The organism is Roseibium limicola (assembly GCF_017313085.1).
In the GTDB taxonomy this organism is placed as follows: domain Bacteria; phylum Pseudomonadota; class Alphaproteobacteria; order Rhizobiales; family Stappiaceae; genus Roseibium; species Roseibium limicola.
In genome coordinates, this window is record NZ_JAFLNF010000004.1 from 67,161 (window position 1) to 86,681 (window position 19,521).

The following is a 19,521-nucleotide window of genomic DNA, read 5'->3' on the forward strand; positions in this document are numbered from 1 at the left end:
AACCGAGAAATTTCCGGCGCCACGCTCTTTTCGCGTGCTCTGCGCGGGATAGATCGTCTCATCGGGTGGAAGAAGGCTTGGCGCGAGCTCAAGGGAGGTCTAAAAATCCTTATGACCTCAGAAGATATCATACCCACCGCACCCACCGGTTTGCCTTCTCTGGAGCCCGGCTGGGTCTGGCTGACCGGCGCCGGCCCAGGCGATCCGGGTCTGTTGACGCTGAATGCCTTGAACGGGCTGCGCCAGGCGGATGTAGTCGTCTATGATGCGCTGGTCGATGAAAGCATTCTGGAGTGGGCAAAGCCCGGTGCAATCAAGGACTTCGCGGGCAAGCGCGGGGGCAAGCCCAGCCCCAAGCAGCGCGACATCACGCTGAAGCTGATTGACTACGCCAAGGAGGGCAAGCGGGTTCTGCGCTTGAAGGGCGGCGACCCTTTCGTCTTCGGCCGGGGCGGTGAAGAAGCGCTGGGTCTGGTTGCCGCCGGGGTGCCGTTCCGCATCGTGCCCGGTGTGACCGCAGGCATTGGCGGCTTGGCTTATGCCGGCATTCCCGCGACGCACCGCGATTGCAATCAGGTGGTGACCTTCCTGACCGGCCATGATCACACCGGCCTGATGCCCGGGGCCATCAATTGGGATGGCGTGGCCAAGGGCTCGCAGGTTCTGATCATGTATATGGCTATGAAGCATCTGGGGTCCATTGCCGGCAAACTGATCGAAGCAGGTCGCCCTGTGGATGAACCTGTGGGTATCGTGTGCAATGCGTCCTTAGCTGGACAGCAGGTGCTCGAAACCACTCTTGGACGCTGCGTCGAGGATGCAGCAGACGCGGGCCTGCAGCCACCGGCTATTGTTTGCGTCGGCGAAGTTGTCCGCCTGCGTGCTGGCCTGGATTGGCTCGGCGCCCTCGATGGCAAGGTGTTGGTCTCCGATCCGCTGAACCTGCGCGACGCAGCCAAAACCACCGCATGATGTCCGTTGCCCCGAATGCCCCAAAAGGTCTGCTGATCGCTGCGCCGCATTCGGGGGCGGGCAAGACGACAGTGACCCTGGCGCTTCTGCGCGCGCTGAAGAACAAGGGCTGCGCGGTTACCAGTGCCAAGTCGGGCCCGGACTACATTGACCCGAAGTTCCACGAAGCCGCCTGCGGAACGCCTTGCGTCAATCTCGATGCCTTCGCCATGTCAGGGCAACAACTTCGGCATCTGGCTGGCGTTCAGGCCGAAAATGCTCAGCTGCTGATTGTCGAAGGGGCGATGGGACTGTTTGATGGCGCGGCCAATGGCACTGGGTCGGCTGCCGATCTGGCGGCCTGTCTCGGCGTGCCGGTGGTTCTGGTGGTGGATTGCGCCCGTCAGTCTCAATCCGTCGCCGCTCTGGTGTCCGGCTTTGCCAATTTCAGACCGGATGTGAAAGTCGCCGGGCTTGTGCTCAACCGGGTCGGCAGTGCCCGTCATGAGGCGATGCTTCGCAAGGCATTGTTGCCGTTGAATATTCCCGTGGTCGGTGCCCTGCCGCGCGACGAGGCCCTGCATCTTCCGGATCGCCATCTCGGGCTGGTGCAAGCCTCGGAACATGGGGACCTTGAGCGCTTTCTTGAGACGGCAGCAGAGCGGGTGAGAGAATGTCTCGACCTTGATCTGCTCGATAAACTTGCGACGCCGCTGGCGCTTGCAGGCCGAGCCGAACCGAAGCTCCTGCTGCCACCGCCTGCTCAACGTATCGCAATTGCCCGGGATCAGGCTTTTGCCTTTTGCTATCCGCATCTTCTGGACGATTGGCGGCGCGCGGGCGCAGCGCTGAGTTTCTTCTCGCCCCTGGCGGATGAAGCGCCAGAGGAAAATGCAGAAAGCGTTTATCTGCCAGGTGGTTATCCCGAACTCTATGCCGGTCCATTGGTGTCTGCCGAGACTTTTCGAAGTGGCATGATGGCAGCCGCTGAGCGCGGCGCGCTCATCTACGGGGAGTGCGGTGGCTACATGACCCTGGGCGAAGCTCTGATCGATGCTGACGGCGGGTCCCACCCGATGCTGGGACTCCTGCCGCTGGTGACAAGCTTTGCAGCGCGCAAGCGCCACCTTGGCTACCGGGTTCTGACTCCCCTGAACCTGGACGTTTGGCCGGGCCTTGCTGGCAAGCCTCTGATGGGGCATGAGTTTCACTATGCCAGCATCATCTCGGAAGGCCCGGCAGAGCGGCTTTTCTCCGCAACGGATGCGGAAGGTACGGCCATGCCCGACATGGGCCTGCGCTGTGGCCGGGTCATGGGCTCCTTTGCCCATGTGATCTGTCAGGGTGTCTAATTTGTAGCCGCTCTGTTACAAATAATCTCGGAACTATTATCTTTCCTCAAATGTTCTTGGTTTGAGTCTTCGGAGGCGATGTATTTCTATTCATTTCCGAGTATTTCCAGGATGATTACTGAGGAAAATTCAAGTATGACTTTCAGAAAGATTGCCGTTTCAGCGGTTCTGGCGTTGTCTCTCGCTGTCCCCGCCACGTCGTCTGCTTTTGCTGCGGGGTCCAAGCCTGATTGCCACAAGCAGGGTGAATGCCGGGATCAGAAGGGCCACGCTTCCAAGCAGGCTCCTCGGAAGCAGGACACCAAGGCCCAGCACACCAACAAGGACCACAAGAAGGATGCGAAGCAGCAGCAACACGCCAACTGGCATCGCAAGGGCGGCAAGATGCCGAACTCCGCGAAGTGGTCCAAGGTTGACTACCGCAAGCATGGCCTGAAAAAGCCGCCGCAGAACCATCGCTGGGTGCGCTACAACAATGAATATGTGCTGATCGCCATCGGCAGCGGCGTGATCGCCAGCATCATTGCCGCCAACAACTGATGCTCTGATTTGACCACGGTCATTTTTCGTTTCTGAAAATGACCGTGGTCATTTGAATGCCGTCAGGCCTTCTTTTTCGGCCGCAGCACATGCACGTGTTCGGCGTCGTAGAGGGCGCTGTCGCGGAAGTCCGCAGCGGGCTTCAGAGCGTGGCCGACGAAGATCAGCGCGGTGCGGGTGATCTTCGATTTGCGGACCTTGCTGGCAATGTCGGACAGCGTGCCATGGATGAACGACTGATCCGGCCACCCGACCCGGTAAGCAACGATCACCGGGCACTCTGCTCCGTACAGCGGCGTCAGCTTGCGCTCGATCTCGCGTAGATTTCGGATCGACAGGTGAATGGCCAGCGTTGCACCGCTTTTGCCCAGCGTTTCCAGGTCCTCGTTGTTCGGCATCGCCGAGCTTTGCATCGTGGTGCGTGTGACGATGACGGTCTGCGCGACTTCCGGGATCGTCAGCTCCATCTTCAGTGCAGCCGCCGCTGCTGCAAAGGCCGGAACCCCCGGCACAACCTCATACGGAATTTCCAGTCGGTCCAGCCGACGCATTTGTTCTGCCGTCGCGCCGTAGATCGACGGATCCCCGGAATGCACCCGGGCAACGTCCTGCCCCGCAGCATGAGCCAACTCGATTTCCGCAATGATCTCATCAAGGTGCATGGGTGCGGTGTCGATCACCTTAGCATCGTCCGGGGCCGCCTCGACGATCTGTTCCGGCACGAGGGAACCTGCATAAAGACAGACCGGACAGGCCTGAATGAGCTTCAGGCCGCGCACGGTGATCAGATCCGGGTCGCCGGGACCGGCGCCGATGAAATAAACGGTCATGCCGGGTCTCCTTCAGAGGTTGTGTCTGGGGCGGTCTCTGGCGCGTCGATCCGCTTGGCATAGCCGCGCGGGGTAAAGACGTAAGGTTTTCCGTCGCCGCGCAGGCCAGCCTTGGAATTGGACGAGCCGACGAGAACGGTGGTCAGCATGTCGACCTCATCGACAGTCAGGGCTTCCAGCGTGGTCACCCGGACGATTTCTTCCGGACGGCCAAGGTTGATTCCCAGAACGACCGGCGTGTCTTTCGGGCGATGTTGCAGCAGGATTTCGCGCGCTGCGGCCAATTGTGTGCGGCGGCGCTTGGAAACCGGGTTGTAGAAGGCAATGACGAAATCGCCTTCCGCCGCAGCTTTCAGCCGTTTTTCAATCGCCTCCCACGGGGTCAGCAGATCCGACAGGGAGATGGCACAGAAGTCATGACCCAGCGGCGCACCGATGCGCGCAGAGGCTGCCTGGAGTGCCGAAATGCCCGGTGCGTTGACGATCTCCACCCGCTTGGCGGCATCCGTTGCCCCGCCGTTGTCCGTGTCTCGGTCAATCAGCTCATAGACCAGGGCGCCCATGGCGTAAATGCCTGCGTCGCCTGAACAAATCAGCGCGACGTTACGGCCTTCACCGGCCAGTTCCAGCGCGAACCGCACGCGCTCCTGCTCTTCGCCGAGCTTGAAATTGTGGTGGGTCTTGGCGGTGATGTGCGGGCGAACGATGTCCAGATAGAGCGAATAGCCGACCACGTCTTCCGCCTGTGCCAGCAGCCGCGTTGCCTCAGGCGAGCGCCAGTCGTCCTGTCCCGGCCCCAGGCTGACGACGGAGAGCTTTCCACGGGCGCGACCGATGGTGGCCGGGTCCACCGGTACGGATGCGCGGGCGATCGCCACCGTCGCATTGGCGGTCTTGTGCTTTTCCAGCACCAGCGCGCCCTCTGCCCCAACGCCGGCCAGGGCAGCGCCTTCCGACACCCCGTGGCAGCCGACTTCGGTAAACACCACATCGGACGGATTTTTCAGCCGTGGGGTTTCCTGTTCCAGACGCTCCGCCGTGAACACCCGGAACGGAACACCAAGATGGTCTGCCACTGCCGACATGGCCGCTTCATCGGCCTTCAGATCCAGGCTGGCAACGCAGGCCACCGCGCCCTGGGCAACATTGGCCTGGTCAAGGCATTGATCTACAAGATCAATCAGCTCCCTCGCATCGCAGCCGCGGGCGCATCCCAGCCCGAGAACATGGGTCCGCGGATGGAACACCAGTTCCGTCGGCGAGCCTTTTGACGGTTGCTCGCTGACTGTGATCTTCAGGCTTGCATCGGTGGCCTGAGAGAGATTGGCGCTTGCGAGCCATGGCGCAGAGCCATTGATGGTGATGCTGGCGCCCGAAAGCAGTTCCGCCATCACCGGCTTGGCGTCTTCCGGGTTGGCCAGCGTCCAGCCTTGTGGCGGCTGATCCAGTGCGATGCCGAGGGCCGTATCACCGGCCGTTGTCACCGCCGCATGACCCTCGAGGACACGGGCAAGCGCGCGCGCCAGATCATTGCCGCCATGATGGCCGCCGATCAGCGGCACCACGCTGGCGCCATCTTCGGAGACCGCAAGGACCGGCGGTTCCTTGCGCTTGTCGCTGAGCAGCGGAGCGAGGGACCGGATCAGAATGCCGCTGGCGCAGATGCCGATGATCGGATGACCGGCTTTGAACAGCTGCTGCAGGTGGGCGATGGTCTCATTGAACAGGGTATCCGCATCCCGGATACGCCCGGCCAGCCCGTGCAGGACAGCGCCGGGGACGGCGGCCTCCAGCTTGCGGGCCGTGTCGAGACCAGCCTCGTTCAGAACGACGATGATGGGGGCAGCGTCCACGCTTCGTCTCCCTTGTAAATCAGGATCATGGAAAAATACGGCGCGGCATCGTCAGCAACGTCTTCCAGCCGCAGAACCTTCTGGCTCGGTAGGCTGGCGCGTTCGACGTATCCGGCACGATCGAGCAGGTTCATGTCTTGCAACAGCGCCTTGAGGCGCGGCAGGTGACGACCGACCTTCATGATCGCCAGCGCCTGGGCACTGTCGATATGGGCACGGATCGCTTCGTCGGGCAGGGGCCCGGGAATGATCGTCATCACATCGTTGCGGCTGGTCAGCGGTCGTTGCAGCCGCGACGCACAAGCCGTCAGCGAGGTGACCCCGGGGATGACCTCGCACGTGAAGCGCTCTGACAACCGCTCAAACAGATACATGAAGGAGCCGTAGAAGAACGGGTCGCCCTCGCACAGCACGACGACATCCTCGCCGGTCTCCAGTTCCGCGGCGATGGTTTTGGCGGCCTCATCGTAGATCTGTTTGGCCGGAAACCGGTCGACCCGCATGGGAACAACCATCGGGATTTCCCGCGCATCCTTGGAAATGACATCGGTCGCGATCGAACGGGCGAAACTCTCGCCCGTATCCGGTGCGGGATAGGCGACCACACGCGCCGAAGAGATCAGCCGGTGCGCCTTCAGGGTCATCAGCTCCGGGTCGCCCGGGCCAAGACCGACGCCATACAGAACCCCGCTCATGCGATGTCTCCATGCGGCTTGGTCAGGCTCCACTGGGTCACCGGCATGAAGGGGCGCCATCCGGTCAGTCCGCCCACCTTGTCGGCGCGCTGGATAGTCAGGCGGATCAGATCGCCGCCGTGGGTTTGATGCGCGCTCAACAGCACGGCTTCTCCTTCCAGGGTCACCGCATTGGCGACCAGACGCCCGCCCGGCTTCAGGCGCGACAGGCAGGTGGCAACAAGCGTCGGGGTGGTCAGTCCACCGCCGATGAAGATGGCGTCCGGGTCGGGCAGGTTCGTCAGCCCATCCGGCGCGGTTGCATCCACCAGTTTGAGCGCCGGAGTGCCCAGCGCCAGGGCGTTTTCCGCCGCCATGGCCCGGCGCTCAGTGTGGGGCTCCAGACCAATGGCGCTGGTCTGCTCTGCAGCGCGCAGCCATTCGATACCAATCGATCCGCAGCCGGCGCCGACATCCCAGAGAAGCTGGCCGGGCATCGGCTGCAAGGCGCTCATGGTGACGGAGCGGACTTCGCGCTTGGTCATCTTGCCGTCGTGACGGAAAGCGCTGTCGGGCAGCCCCGGCACCCGCGCAAAGGCTTTTGCATCGGGGCCTGGCAAAAGCTCGATGGCCAGGGTGTTGAAGTCGGCACAGGCCTCGCGCCACTCAGCCGCAGTGGCTGAGCAAAGCCGCTCCTGCGCACCCCCCATATGCTCCATCAGGGTCATGCGGGAGGGGCCAAAGCCTGCATCGGTGAGCCGTCGCGCGACCTTGCCCGGCGTCTCGCCATTGCTGGTCAGCGCAAGGATCTTGCGGCCCGGTTGCAGGTAACCGTTCAGGGTTTCCAGGGCGCGCCCATGCAAGGACAGGCAGGTCACGTCCTGCAGCGGCCAGTGCATCCGGGCGCTCGCCAGCTGAAAGGCGGAAGGCGACGGCAGCACAAGCATTTCTTCAGGTGAAACATGGGCAGCAAGCGCCGACCCGATGCCGTACCACTGTGGGTCGCCGGTGGCGAGAATGGCCGTCGGCGTGCCTTTCAAGGCGGCGAGGTCCGAATAGACCGATGCGAAAGGCGATGGCCACTGCCGGGCCTCTCCGGTGATCTCGGCACCGCACAGCTCGAAATGCCGCGCCCCGCCGTAAACCACCTTCGCCTGCGCCAGCGTATCCCGCGCCGCAGGCGACAAGACTCGATCCTCGCCCATGCCGATCAGTGTCAGCCACGCTGCGGTCATAGGGCAGCTCCCTTTTCAGATACGCTCTCCTTCGTCATCCCGGACGCAGATCCGGGATCGGTGCGCCGTAGGCGTTGGATGAACACGTAGACGTCGCGGCTCACCGGTCCCGGCTCGGAGCTGCGCTTGGCCGGGATCACGGAGGAAAGGTTTGTTTTAATCGCAACCTTCCCCCCACGAGGCGTCATGCTCGGGCCTGTCCCGAGCATCCAGCCGGCACTGTGCGTTCTGGATCCTCGGGACGTTGCCCGAGGATGACGGAGGGAAAAGAAAAGGCCCATCACTGGCCGCGCTTTGGTTTGAGTGAGAATGGCTTGACCGGGATCTTGTCCAGCTGGTCGGGGGAGGCGTCGGATGTCGGCGTAACCTGGCGGATGCCGCGGGCCTTGCGCGGCGCGCCATCGGCATCGCGGGGAATGTCGGGAGACTGCGGCGACCCGTGGGACAGCGATCCGATTGCCCGACGAACGTCCTTTTGCCCGGCAGCCGAGCGCAGTCCGAATTTTGGGGGCGTCGATTTCTTCATGGCGCGCGGTCTTCCGGCAGGCCGGCGGCGAGTGCGTTGACGCCGGCAGCCGCCATGGCCGAGCCGCCCCGTCGTCCCTTGAGCGAGACGAAATCGAGTCCGAAGGGGTTCTTCGCCAAAGCGTCCCGGGATTCCGCCGCGCCGACGAAGCCGACAGGAAAGCCGAGAATGACGGCGGGCCTGGGAAACCCTTCGGCGATCCGCTCCATCAGGTGAAACAGAGCTGTCGGAGCGTTGCCGATGGCCACCACGGCGCCTTCCAGTTGATCTTGCCACAGATCGACGGCGGCCGCCGAGCGGGTGGTGCCCATTCGCTCGGCGCGCTGACGAACACCAGGATCATTCAACGTGCAGATGACCTGGGTTGCAGCGTCCAAGCGCGAGCGGATGATGCCATGGGCGACCATTTCCACGTCAGTGAAGATCGGTGCTCCGGCCTGCAAGGCTTCACGGCCGCGTGCCATAGCGTCCGGTGACCAGGTCAGGTCCTCGACCACATCCGTCATGCCGCAGGCATGGATCAGGCGCACGGCAAGCGGCTGAAGATCTTCCGGCACAGCGGAGAGATCGACTTCGTCGCGAATGGTCGCGAACGACTGCCGGTAGATGGCAGCCGGGTCGCGCTCATAGTCATAAAGCCGGGCAGGGGCAGTGCTCATCGGGCTCAGTCCGCCTTGTCCATCGACTTCGGGCCGAGCGGATGGTCCGCATGCGGATAGGGATGATGGTGGTGATCATGAGAATGGTCATGCCCGTGATCATGCCCGTGGTCATGTTTGTGATCGTGGGAATGCCCGTGCCCATGATCATGCGTGTGATCATGGTCGTGATGATGATGGGCGCCGGCCTTGCGCACCTGCTCCTCGCAGGCACCGGTGCACAGCTCCTCACACAGCTTGCACTCGGCCTCCGCGCCGAGGCCTTCCACATGATGGTGGTGGCTTTCCTGCGCCAGACCGACTTCGGCTTCGAAGCCGAGAACCTGTTCGCGGTACTTGCACATCTGGCAGTTCATCACGTTGGCGCCCTGCAGGATTTCCTGCACCCGGTCGGCCATCGTGTCGATCACCTGCGGGTGGTCGTTGAGATATCCTGCCTTCAGGAATTCGATGTTGGGGTGCTTGGCCGCCACTTCGTCGGTTGCCGAGTAGATCCGCTGCACCAGAACGCCGGTGAAGAGGAAATACGGGAAGACGATGATGCGCTTGTAGCCGAGCCGTGCCGCGTGTTCGAGGCCAGGGCCCACAAGCGGAAAGGTAACGCCGGAATAGCAGGTTTCGCCCCAGCCGAAGCCCATGCCTTCCCACAGAAGACGCATGATTTTCGAGACGTTGGAGTTGGCGTCCGGATCGGAGGCGCCGCGCCCGACAACCATCAGCAGGGTCTCATGCGGATCGACGTTGGTCGGCGCCGCGTCCAGTGCTTCCTGAATACGCTCGGCGGCCGCGCGCACCATGCGCACGTCAACGGCCAGTTCGCGGCCATAGGTGATCTTCATGTCCGGATGCTGCGCCTGATAGGTGTTCAGCACGCTGGGAATGTCGTTCTTGGCGTGACCGGCGGCAAACAGCATGCCCGGAACGGCCAGCACATGGGTGCAGCCTGCCTCGCGCAGCTTGTTCAGTCCGTCGTGAATGACCGGGTTGGCGAATTCCAGATAGCCGTATTCGACTGGCCAGTCGGGAAAGCGGCTTTTCAGGCCTTCTGCCAGCTTGGCGAACTGACCGACGGCGCCACGGTTGCGGGAACCATGACCGCAGATCATCAGGCCCAGTTTTTCAGCCATTATGCGGCCTCCGTTTCAGCGGCGTCAGAGGCTTCTTCCGCAGTGTCTTCAGGGGTGTCGGCAGATCTCTTGCGCCCTTTGAGCGCCGCAATACCTGCCAGGGCCGCAGCACCTGCCAGAAGGGCAGCACCGGCCCAATGGGAGTGACCCGCGAGTTCGCCCAGATGACCGACGTGGGCCTGGGCTGTGGCCGGCAGCAGGGCAAGGCTGGTCGCGGTCGTCATGAGACCGACGACAAGTGTGCAGGCAAATGCAGTTGCCGATCGGTTTTGATGCTGGCTCATGTCTGTGGTTCCCTCACACTTCGTCGTGCCCGCGCGTCATACCGGAACAGAACGATCGTGGACATGAGGGAAAGCATGCGCATACCCGCCTGCCGTCGAGGGGCAGGGGAAATAGAAAATGCGCCGACAGCTCCGGACTGGGTCCCCGACATGGGTCAACCGTCACCGGAATAGCTTTCAGTCCGTCCACGGACGCTGTCCAGTTGTTGGCGCTCAAGCTATGCGAGGCAGGGGATGCAATCAACTGCCAGAGCAGAAGTTTTTGCATCGCCGCACAAACTCCGGTTGTCTGCTGGTCCCGGCTGATCTTCTGATGTGTTGGATTTGCCTTAGGCGTTTCTTGCGGGGAACCGGATCCTTCACTGGACGATTTGATCTATGTCGCGGCAGCGACTGCCGTTCGCTGCTTCAGTGGCGCAGTCTCGCCACGGCATTCCGCCAATCCCGGCTTCGAAAAATCAAAGGACAGTGTCCTCCACTATGCTTCTTGCAGCCACCATCGTGCTGGCCGTTCTCATGACGGCGATTTATCTGTTTTCGCCCAAGCTCAGAACGTCCCGACCATGGCGCGCCATGGTCACGCCTTTGGCCTCGATCATCGGCAGCGGTTTTCTGGTTCTCGGGCCGATCCTGCTGCACAGTTATGGCGCCTGGGCGCCGCTGGTGATGCTGGGCCTGTGTGCTGCAGCATACGCCTTCGGCTCTGCCATCCGTTTCAATATTGCCTTTTATGACAGCCGCGAGGATGGCGATGCAGAAACGCTCAGTCATAAGATGCTGGAGCAAATCTCCTCCTGGGCGCTGGCTTTCGCCTACTTCATTTCCGTGGCTTATTATCTCAACCTTTTTGGTGCTTTCGGTCTTGATATGCTGCCTCTGGAAGGCGACATCTGGCCACGGCTGCTGACCAGTGCCGTGCTGGCGCTGATCGTCGTGGTTGGTTGGGTGAAGGGCTTTCGGTCGCTGGAAACCCTGGAATATGCCTCTGTGACGGTCAAACTGGCGATCATCGCCGGGTTGCTGGTCGGATTGGGGGTCTTCTTTGGCGAAACTGTCGGGTCCGCCGGTCTCCTCCTGCATGCATCGAACCTGACAGGCTGGCCCGCACTGACATTGGCCTTCGGATTGCTGATCACGGTGCAGGGGTTTGAGACTTCAAGATACCTCGGCCATGAGTACAAGGCAGAGCTTCGCATCCGCTCGATGCGCTGGGCGCAGATCCTCGCCAGCGTGATCTACATCGCTTACATTCTGCTGATTGCCTATGTGTTCGAGGCTGACAGTCTGCAGCTGAGCGAAACCGCGATCATCGATCTGATGCAGGTGGTGTCGCCGGTACTGCCCATACTGCTGGTAGCTGCAGCGCTTGCCGCCCAGTTCAGTGCCGCGATTGCCGACACCGGTGGGTCCGGTGGACTGATCATGGAAGCGAGTGGTGGGCGTGTCTCGGAACGGATGTCGTATCTGGTCCTTGGACTTTTCGCCTTGGCGCTGACCTGGACAGCCGATATTTTTGAAATCATCACCTACGCTTCCAAGGCTTTTGCGTTCTACTATCTGCTGCAAGCTGCCATCGCATGTCTGAGTGCCTATCGCAGCCAACGCAAGGCGCGGGCTGCGGGCTTCGCTGGCCTTGTCCTGCTCGGCGTGGTCATCGTCATATTCGGGCAATCCATGGCGGCATAGGTTGCGGCGCGGCGCGAAATGCCGGTTGCCCCCTTGCGGGTACTGGCTTCAGCGGTTAGAAGGCGCGCCCCGCTTGCCCTTTGTCTGCTGCTCACGAGGTCTCCATGTCCCGCTCTTTCGGTCTCGATTTCGGGACCTCCAACACAGTGCTGGCCCAAAGTGGCACCACCGAAACGGTCGAGCGTGTGACGTTTGGCAATGGCGACGACAGTCACGACGGCATTGCCTCCATCCTCAGCTTTCTGCGGCCTGACGCTTTTCAGACGCCGGTCCCCGAAGTTGGACCCTGGGCCATTCGTCAGTTCATCGAGCACATGGGCGACGTGCGCTTCATCCAGTCGCTGAAGAGCTTTGTTGCCAGTGGCCAGTTCAAGGGCACAGGCGTCTTCGGCAAGCGTTACGATTTCGAGGGTCTGATGAGCACCCTTCTGGGGACAGCGTTTGCCAAGACCTGTGTCGAGGAAGAATTGAAAGGGTCACGCATCGTCGTTGGCCGTCCGGTGATCTTTGCCGGCAGTGCGCCGAACGAGCAGCTGGCGATGGAACGCTATCGCAAGGCGCTTGCAACCTTCGGCTTCTCGGACGTGCATTTTGTTTATGAACCGGTCGCGGCGGCTTTCTCCTTCGCCCAGCGGCTGGAGCGCGATGCCACGGTGCTGGTTGCCGATTTCGGCGGCGGTACGAGCGATTATTCCATCATGCGGTTTTCACGTCACGGCGGTGTTTTGCAGGCCGAGCCGGTCAGTCGCGGCGGCATCGGCATTGCCGGCGATACTTTCGACTACCGCATCATCGACAAGGTGGTTTTGCCGGAGCTGGGCAAGGGGTCGCATTACGCCAGCATGGGCAAGACGCTGGAAGTGCCGCCCAATCTGTTTTCCAACTTTGCCCGCTGGCACCAGCTGTCGTTTTTCAAGCAATCGCAGGATTTTGCCGAGCTGAAAAAGCTGCTGCGCTACTGCGAGGATGACGACAAGATCGAGTTGTTCATCGAGCTGGTGGAAGAAGATCAGGGCTATCCGCTCTACAAGGCGGTCTCCGACGTCAAGGCACAACTGTCGTTTGAGGAAACGGTGGAGCTGAGGTTCGCTCCCATCGGTCGGGATTTTGCGGTCACGGTGGAACGGGCTGATTTTGACACCTGGATCGCCGGGGATCTGGCGCGCATGGACAAGGCTCTGGACGACACCATCGCTCGGGCGAATATTGCAGATACAGACATTGATCAGGTGTTTCTCACCGGCGGCACCTCGTTTGTGCCCGCTGTACGCTCGATGTTTGCCCACCGGTTCGGGGCAGACAAAATCACCGGCGGGGAGGAGCTCTCGTCGATTGCCAACGGTCTGGCTCTGATCGGCGCCCGCGGCGATGCCGAGCGCTGGGCGGCCTCGTGAGGCGCTCCAGCGCGGGTTGAAGGGCTCAGATAAGCAGCTATCCAGAGAACTCGACGGGCGTTTGATTTGCCGTTAGGCTCCGCGTCAGCGCCCGCCAAGATAATGCGCCGTTGGAGGAGTAACCTTATGCAAAGCCACCTGGTTTTCACCGTGATATCCAAGGATCGCCCCGGTCTGGTCGACCGCCTGGCGGAAGCGATTGCGGCTGCGGGCGGAAACTGGGTTGAAAGCTCTATGGCGCGTCTGGGGGGCGAATTCGCCGGTATCGTCAGCGTTGATATCGCCGCCGATGCCCTGAGCGACCTGGAGACGCGATTCGCCGCGCTTGAATCCGAAGGCCTGTCCATCTCACGTCGTGCCGGCGCCAGCAGGCAGCAGGCACCGGAAGGCAAACTGGCCCATCTGGATCTGGTGTCCCAGGATCATCCGGGCATCTTGCGCAAGGTAACGAAGGTGCTGACCGACCATAATGTCAGCATCGAGAATCTGGAAACCGAAGTGGCCGCAGGCTCCATGTCCGGCGAAAGCCTGTTCAAGGCCACCGCCGACTTGCGGCTGCCTGTCGGACAGGACCTGGCAGCGCTCAGTGATGCCTTGCAGGAAACAGCGGCCGACATGATGGCCGACATCAAGCTTCTGGATTGAATTTGACATCAGCCGAAATGGCCGCCAGTCGAGCTGGCGGTTTTGGGGTGTTGATGACTGCGGCGGCTTTGCTGCTCAGGTTTTCAGGCGGCTGGTGCTCGGGCATTCGCCGAACTGGCGCTTGAAAGCTGCGGAAAAACTACCGATCCGATTGTAGCCGGCAAGAGTCGCTGCCTCGGAAACGCTGACGCCTTCCCTCAGCAGGGCCTCGCGGGCCTTGAACAACCGTGCTTGCCGCACATATTCAAACACCGGCTCGCCGAAATGCTCGCGGAATTTCCGCTGCAGCGACCGCACGCTTGTGCCGGTCTCGCGCGCCACTGTGCCGATGTTCAGATCATCGTCAAGATGCGCCAGAAGGTAGTCACGGACCTTGTTCATCTGGTTTTTCGAGGCAAACACCGGCTCGGCCTGCTCGTCGCCGGAGCCGGAAATTCGCTGGCAGACCGCCATCATGACCTCAAGCCCGCGGGCGGAGAGATACAGCTCCCGCATCTCGCCTTCCAGCCAGGTTGGCGGGGACTGGATCTGTTTGCAGAGGGACAGGACATCGGGCCCAGGCTCCCAAATCAGATAATTGAGATGGCCGGAGAGAAAACGCGTGAGCTCCTTGTGGCAGGCGGAGGGATCGATATGCATATCGTCCATCCACGAAATTGGCGAAGTCAGCGAGATTTTCCGCAAGGGGCGGTTGGTGCCGCGCAGCAGCCGAATGTCGGTCTCCTGATTGAGCACGAACGTCAGCGCCTTGGGCTTCGTCTGAGCCCCATGCCCCGCAGAGATGTGGAAGAAGGCTCCGTCCAGCCAGAAGCTCTGCTCACCTTCCATGAAGATGAACGTCTGGAATTTCGTCTGAACCCGCGAGCACTTCACCGTGCTGATGCTGGTCGCTTCCCAGCTTCGGCAGTCGACTTCGACCAGCTTGCGTTTCTGGCCAGCGTGAACCGGATGAGCACTCATGAGCCTACTCACAAAATTACCGTTACGTCAGAGAGTTGAATGGCGCGGACGAAGCAAAGATTGGCGTTCTTGCAGCAATCGTCCGATGGACATGGGTTGCATCAAATTCTAGATAGTTGAGCCAGAAAGTCAAGTTTTGACCGCCGCGCTCTGAAACCCATGGGGGGCTTCGTAGTGCCAAAAATACAAGGAACGCAGGCATATGGTCCGTCTGACAAAAACGATGACCGCAGCTCATCTGGCTGCAACCGTCAGCCTTATGGCGTTGAGTTCCGCCTGGGCGCAATCTGCGGCCACGGTGGAATTGAAGCAAGTGACCATCGAGGCAGCAACCGAGCAAGGTGCCGGTGTTGTCGAAGGGTATGTTGCCGAGCGCAGCGCATCAGCCTCAAAGACCGATACGCCGCTGATCGAAACACCGCGCACAGTCAGTGTGGTGTCGCGCGAGCAGATTGAAGATCAGGATGCCGGCTCGGTCTCAGAAGCCTTGCGCTACACGCCGGGCGTAGCGACGGAATACCGTGGTCAGTCAAACTTCCATGATGAGATGTACGTTCGTGGCTTCGGTTATGTGCAGCGCTACGTCAACGGCCTGGAATACGGTTGGGCCTCATCGGGCAAGATCAACCCCTTCCTGCTGGAGCGCGTCGAAGTGCTCAAAGGCCCGGCCTCCATCCTTTACGGACAGGCCAGCCCCGGCGGCATCGTCAACATGACCACCAAGCAGCCGAGCGGCGCGACCAAGCGCGAAGTTGAGCTGAGTGCCGGAACGGACGCGCGCGTCGGTGGCGCCTTCGACATTCAGGGCACCTTTGATGACGCTGGCGTCTGGTCCTACCGGGTTGCAGGTACGGCAGAGCGCTTCGATCTGGTGGAAGACGGCTTGAACCAGGAAGGCTTCTCGATCTCGCCGACCTTGCGCTGGGCACCGAGTGAAGACACCGCGCTGACCCTGATCACCTTGTTTTCACATGAGCCTAAAGCCGGTTTCCGGAACTTCCGCGATGCGTCGGGTCTGTTGTATCCGACCGCGAATGGCTACATCCCCGAAAGCTTCCTGATTTCAGATCCGGACTTCGAAGAGTACCGCCGCACCCAGTTTCAGGTTGGCTACAACTTCGAGCACCGCCTGAACGAGGCCTTCAAGATCCGCCAGAACGTCTCCTACAACATCATCGACACCTACCATCAGTCGCTGATCTGGGGCTCGCAAACAACCGGCACGACGATCACCCGCTCTCCGCGCGGTGGTGGTGACGATCTCAACCAGTTCGTGGCTGACAATCAGCTGCAGAGCGATTTTGACACCGGTGCCTTCAGACACACGCTGTTGACAGGCTTCGACTTCAAGCACTCCATGCGCAACTATTGGTGGGGCAGCGGCGCTCAACAGAGCATCGACTGGGCGAACCCGGTCTATGGAAATCTGGGCGCGATCACTCTGACGGAGACCGACAGCCATGTGACCACCGCCTGGCAGGCTGGCCTTTATGCGCAGGACCAGATCGAAGTCGGCAACCTGCACCTGAACTTCGGTGCGCGCTATGACTGGGCCGGAACCGAGATCGACAACGCCTCAAGCGCCGATCAGAGCTATGATGATGGTGCCTTTACCTGGAGCGCCGGGGCGCTTTACGCCTTCGACAACGGCATCTCGCCGTATGTCAGCTACTCGACATCCTTCGAACCGGCGCTTTCTGCGGATTCTGCCGGCAAGATGTTTGATCCGACCACAGCCCAGCAGTGGGAAGCCGGCGTCAAGTTCGCTCCGGCAGACAGCCGCATTCAGCTGACGGCCTCCGTTTTCCAGATCTATCAGCAGAATGTCATCAATTCCGCCTGGGCCTATGACGCAGCAAGCGGCAGCTGGACCCAGTCGTCCTATCAGACCGGGGAAGTCCGAAGCCGCGGCTTCGAGATTGAAGGCCACGCCGAGGTCACCGATAATTTCTCGCTCATCGCCAGCTACTCCTACATCGATGCAGAAATCACCGAAGATCGTGATCCGACAAATGTCGGCCTGACCAAGGACCGGATTCCGAAACAGCAGGCATCCATCTGGGGCAAATACGAGTTCTTCGAAGGCCCACTCGACGGTCTGTCCCTGGGACTTGGCGTTCGCCACATTGGCGAAAGCATGAGCAGCGACAACAGCCTGACTGTGCCAACAGCAACGCTGGTGGATGCCATGGCATCCTATGACTTCGGCGGCCTGTCCGACAGGTTCGAGGGCGTGAAGCTGCAGCTCAACGGCTCTAATTTGCTCGACAAGCGCTACACGGCAAGCTGCGCATCAGAGTACGCTTGCTGGTATGGCCCGGGCCGTGCTCTGAGCGCCAAACTGAAGTACAGCTGGTAGTCCCTCAGCTCACGACGCAAAAAAACCTGACGCCGCAGGACCTTGGAAGATCCTGCGGCGGAATTCCGGTTCGTGACGTGGCGGTAGATTTTTGGTGTGGCGCAGATGTCCCACTGTCAAATATTAGAGCCGTTGGCGTTTGAACGTAAGGTTTTGGCGTTCGCGCGAAACCCATCCAGTAGACTCTACCCGGAAAAGCGAAATAAATCTGAGTTCATAATTCATGTTTAGCGCTATCCGGTCAAAAAGAAGCCTTTGGGGGGCTTCAGGGGAGCGCGTAATCCGCGCAGGTAGGTGTCCTAATGAGTAACTTCCGTCAAAACCTTCTGACTTTCTCGCTGGCTGCATCGGTCAGCGTGCTTGCTTTGGCCAGTGCCCAGACGCGGGCGCAAGCGCAGGAAATTCAGCTTGAAAAGGTAACGGTCAATTCAAGTGCAGAAACCGCCACCGGTCCGGTGGAAGGCTATGTCGCAGAGCTGAGCCGGACGGGCACCAAGACCGATACGCCTCTTTCCAAGACGCCGCAGTCGATCAGCGTTGTTCCGACCGAACAGATCGAGGATCAGGGCGCCGAGAACATTGCCGAAGCCCTGCGTTACACGCCCGGCGTCTACTCCGATTATCGTGGCGACCAGACGGTGCTCGACGAAGTCTTCATGCGGGGCTTCCAGTATGTGCCGGTCTTTGTCAACGGACTGGACTATGGCACCAACCGCCTGGGCAGCTGGAACTCCTATTTGCTGGAGCGCGTCGAAGTTCTGCGCGGGCCGTCCAGCGTTCTTTACGGTGCAGCAACACCGGGTGGTCTCGTCAATCTGGTGACGAAGAAGCCGACGGGTCTGAACAAGCGCGAAGTCGAAATTCTGACAGGCCTGGACAACAAGATCGGCGTTGGCGTCGACTGGCAGGGCACGATCGACGATGCGGGCGTGTGGAGCTATCGCATTGTCGGGCAAGCGCAGCGCGAAGACTCCGAAGTCAACGATATCATCGAACAGGGCTTCGCCATTTCGCCAAGCCTGCGCTGGTCGCCGACTGCCGACACATCCCTGACCTTGAGCGCCATGTACAATCATGAGCCGGATGCGGGCTACAAGAACTTCCGCACGGCAGCCGGTACGCTGTTTGCCTCTTCCGGTGGCTGGATCCCGGCGGATGTGCCGTTCTCCAACCCCAACGTTGACGAATCCATCGTGACGCAGGGCCAAGTCGCCTACGAATTCGAGCATCGTTTCAACGACATGTTCAAGTTCCGCCAGAACGCAGCCTATAACAACATCGACACGGCCTTCACGTCGGTGCTGCATCGCGGCGTCTCCGGCAATCTGCTCACATCCGGTGTGGCCACTAACCGTGACACCGATCTGCAGCAGGTCGTGGTCGACAACCAGTTGCAGACGGATTTCGCCACAGGCGCGCTGACCCACACGCTGCTGACCGGTGCTGATTACAAATACACCACGACGAATTATCTCGGCCTGTTCGACCGCAACGTACCGGATCAGGACTGGACCACGTCCAACTATCCAGCCTACACGCCGAACTGGTCTGTGCAGTCTCAGTATGAAGCGGAAGCGCAGCAGATCGGCCTTTATGCCCAGGACCAGATCGAGATCGGCAACCTCAACATTTCTGTTGGTGGCCGCTATGATTGGGCGACACAGGACTACAACAACCAGTCGGCCGGGACGACGGAAACCTTCGACGAATCCGCTTTCACGGGCCGGATCGGGGCGATCTACAACTTTGAAAACGGCATTTCGCCCTATGTCAGCTACTCGACCTCGTTCGAGCCGAGCTTCCAGGTCGACAGCAACGGCAAGCCGCTGGATCCGACAACCGGCCAGCAGATCGAAGCCGGTGTGAAATTTGCCCCGGTCGGCGGCAATTTCCAGGTCATCGCGTCGATCTTCCAGCTGTATCAGCAGAACATCGCTTCTTCTGACGGGATCAACACCTATCAGACCGGCGAAGTCCGCTCGCAGGGTGTCGAGCTTGAAGCCCGTGCCAAATTGACGGACAATCTGTCGGTTATCGCTGGTTACTCTTATGTCGACGCGGAAACCACAAAGGACGAGCAGGCAGCCAATGTTGGCCTGCGCCCGGCAATGATCCCGGAAACCATGGCCTCCGTCTGGGGTAAGTACGACTTCTTTGACGGTGCGCTTGAAGGCCTGGGTCTTGGATTGGGTGTTCGTTACATCGGCGAAAGCACCACCATGGACAACGTCTACACGATCAAGTCCGCGACGCTCCTCGATGCAATGGCGTCCTATGATTTCAGCCGGTTCGGCAATTCCTTCGAAGGCCTGAAGCTTCAGGTCAACGGATCGAACCTGCTGGATCGTCGCTACGTGTCGGCTTGTAACACCACTACAACCTGCTTCCTCGGCCAGGGCCGCACGGTCACAGCCAAGCTGAAGTACACCTGGTAAGTCCAAATGAT

17 protein-coding genes are annotated in these 19,521 nt (G+C 60.6%); 8 read left to right on the plus strand and 9 right to left on the minus strand.

The window, feature by feature from the left end:
• Window positions 1-111 precede the first annotated feature (111 nt).
• From cobA to J0X15_RS10175, 3 genes are all read left to right on the plus strand, one after another.
• Window positions 112-972: a uroporphyrinogen-III C-methyltransferase gene (gene cobA / locus J0X15_RS10165; RefSeq protein WP_206940352.1), complete on the plus strand. Its 861-nt coding sequence runs from the start codon at window positions 112-114 to the stop codon at window positions 970-972.
• Window positions 972-2,303: a cobyrinate a,c-diamide synthase gene (locus tag J0X15_RS10170; RefSeq protein WP_206940993.1), complete on the plus strand. Its 1,332-nt coding sequence runs from the start codon at window positions 972-974 to the stop codon at window positions 2,301-2,303. The genes cobA and J0X15_RS10170 overlap by 1 nt, the downstream gene beginning before the upstream one ends.
• Window positions 2,304-2,438: 135 nt before the next feature.
• Window positions 2,439-2,843 carry an RcnB family protein gene (locus J0X15_RS10175; protein ID WP_206940354.1) on the plus strand — a complete coding sequence of 135 codons (405 nt, stop codon included), beginning with the start codon at window positions 2,439-2,441 and terminating at the stop codon, window positions 2,841-2,843.
• 62 nt (window positions 2,844-2,905) lie between these two features.
• Here J0X15_RS10175 and cobM read toward each other — a convergent pair whose 3' ends face one another.
• The 8 genes from cobM to J0X15_RS10215 all read right to left on the minus strand — a co-directional run bounded on the left by cobM (window position 2,906) and on the right by J0X15_RS10215 (window position 10,031).
• Complete coding sequence (gene cobM, locus J0X15_RS10180; RefSeq protein WP_206940356.1) at window positions 2,906-3,673, minus strand: precorrin-4 C(11)-methyltransferase; 768 nt, start codon at window positions 3,671-3,673, stop codon at window positions 2,906-2,908.
• Entirely contained in the window at window positions 3,670-5,526 is a 1,857-nt protein-coding gene (cobJ, locus tag J0X15_RS10185; protein WP_206940358.1) for a precorrin-3B C(17)-methyltransferase, read from the minus strand. The genes cobM and cobJ overlap by 4 nt, the downstream gene beginning before the upstream one ends.
• Window positions 5,496-6,221 carry a precorrin-2 C(20)-methyltransferase gene (gene cobI, locus J0X15_RS10190; RefSeq protein ID WP_206940360.1) on the minus strand — a complete coding sequence of 242 codons (726 nt, stop codon included), beginning with the start codon at window positions 6,219-6,221 and terminating at the stop codon, window positions 5,496-5,498. The genes cobJ and cobI overlap by 31 nt, the downstream gene beginning before the upstream one ends.
• On the minus strand, window positions 6,218-7,435 hold the full coding sequence (gene cbiE / locus J0X15_RS10195) for a precorrin-6y C5,15-methyltransferase (decarboxylating) subunit CbiE (protein WP_206940362.1): 1,218 nt from the start codon (window positions 7,433-7,435) through the stop codon (window positions 6,218-6,220). Before cbiE ends, cobI begins: the two co-directional genes overlap by 4 nt.
• 280 nt (window positions 7,436-7,715) lie before the next feature.
• Complete coding sequence (locus J0X15_RS10200; protein ID WP_206940364.1) at window positions 7,716-7,961, minus strand: hypothetical protein; 246 nt, start codon at window positions 7,959-7,961, stop codon at window positions 7,716-7,718.
• Window positions 7,958-8,620: a precorrin-8X methylmutase gene (locus J0X15_RS10205; protein WP_206940366.1), complete on the minus strand. Its 663-nt coding sequence runs from the start codon at window positions 8,618-8,620 to the stop codon at window positions 7,958-7,960. Before J0X15_RS10205 ends, J0X15_RS10200 begins: the two co-directional genes overlap by 4 nt.
• A gap of 5 nt (window positions 8,621-8,625) precedes the next feature.
• The gene (locus J0X15_RS10210) at window positions 8,626-9,747 is read right to left on the minus strand and encodes a sirohydrochlorin chelatase (protein ID WP_206940368.1); all 1,122 of its coding nucleotides are present in this window, start codon (window positions 9,745-9,747) and stop codon (window positions 8,626-8,628) included.
• Entirely contained in the window at window positions 9,747-10,031 is a 285-nt protein-coding gene (locus tag J0X15_RS10215; protein WP_206940370.1) for a DUF6732 family protein, read from the minus strand. The genes J0X15_RS10210 and J0X15_RS10215 overlap by 1 nt, the downstream gene beginning before the upstream one ends.
• Window positions 10,032-10,511: 480 nt before the next feature.
• Between J0X15_RS10215 and J0X15_RS10220 the strand changes: the two genes are divergently transcribed.
• From J0X15_RS10220 to J0X15_RS10230, 3 genes are all read left to right on the plus strand, one after another.
• A complete protein-coding gene (locus tag J0X15_RS10220) occupies window positions 10,512-11,717 on the plus strand; it encodes an APC family permease (RefSeq protein WP_206940372.1) in 1,206 nt (401 codons plus the stop codon).
• A 104-nt stretch (window positions 11,718-11,821) separates the two neighbouring features.
• Window positions 11,822-13,111, plus strand: a complete 1,290-nt coding sequence (locus J0X15_RS10225) for an Hsp70 family protein (RefSeq protein ID WP_206940374.1) — start codon at window positions 11,822-11,824, stop codon at window positions 13,109-13,111.
• A 126-nt stretch (window positions 13,112-13,237) separates the two neighbouring features.
• Window positions 13,238-13,756 (plus strand): glycine cleavage system protein R, encoded by a 519-nt coding sequence (locus J0X15_RS10230; RefSeq protein ID WP_206940376.1) that lies wholly within the window; start codon window positions 13,238-13,240, stop codon window positions 13,754-13,756.
• Window positions 13,757-13,831: 75 nt separating this feature from the next.
• Here J0X15_RS10230 and J0X15_RS10235 read toward each other — a convergent pair whose 3' ends face one another.
• Window positions 13,832-14,716, minus strand: coding sequence for a helix-turn-helix domain-containing protein (locus J0X15_RS10235; protein ID WP_206940378.1), 885 nt, complete (start codon window positions 14,714-14,716; stop codon window positions 13,832-13,834).
• Between the two features lie 202 nt (window positions 14,717-14,918).
• Between J0X15_RS10235 and J0X15_RS10240 the strand changes: the two genes are divergently transcribed.
• Window positions 14,919-17,075, plus strand: a complete 2,157-nt coding sequence (locus tag J0X15_RS10240; protein WP_206940379.1) for a TonB-dependent siderophore receptor — start codon at window positions 14,919-14,921, stop codon at window positions 17,073-17,075.
• 302 nt (window positions 17,076-17,377) lie between these two features.
• Window positions 17,378-19,510, plus strand: a complete 2,133-nt coding sequence (locus tag J0X15_RS10245; RefSeq protein ID WP_206940381.1) for a TonB-dependent siderophore receptor — start codon at window positions 17,378-17,380, stop codon at window positions 19,508-19,510.
• The last annotated feature ends 11 nt before the right edge of the window (window positions 19,511-19,521 follow it).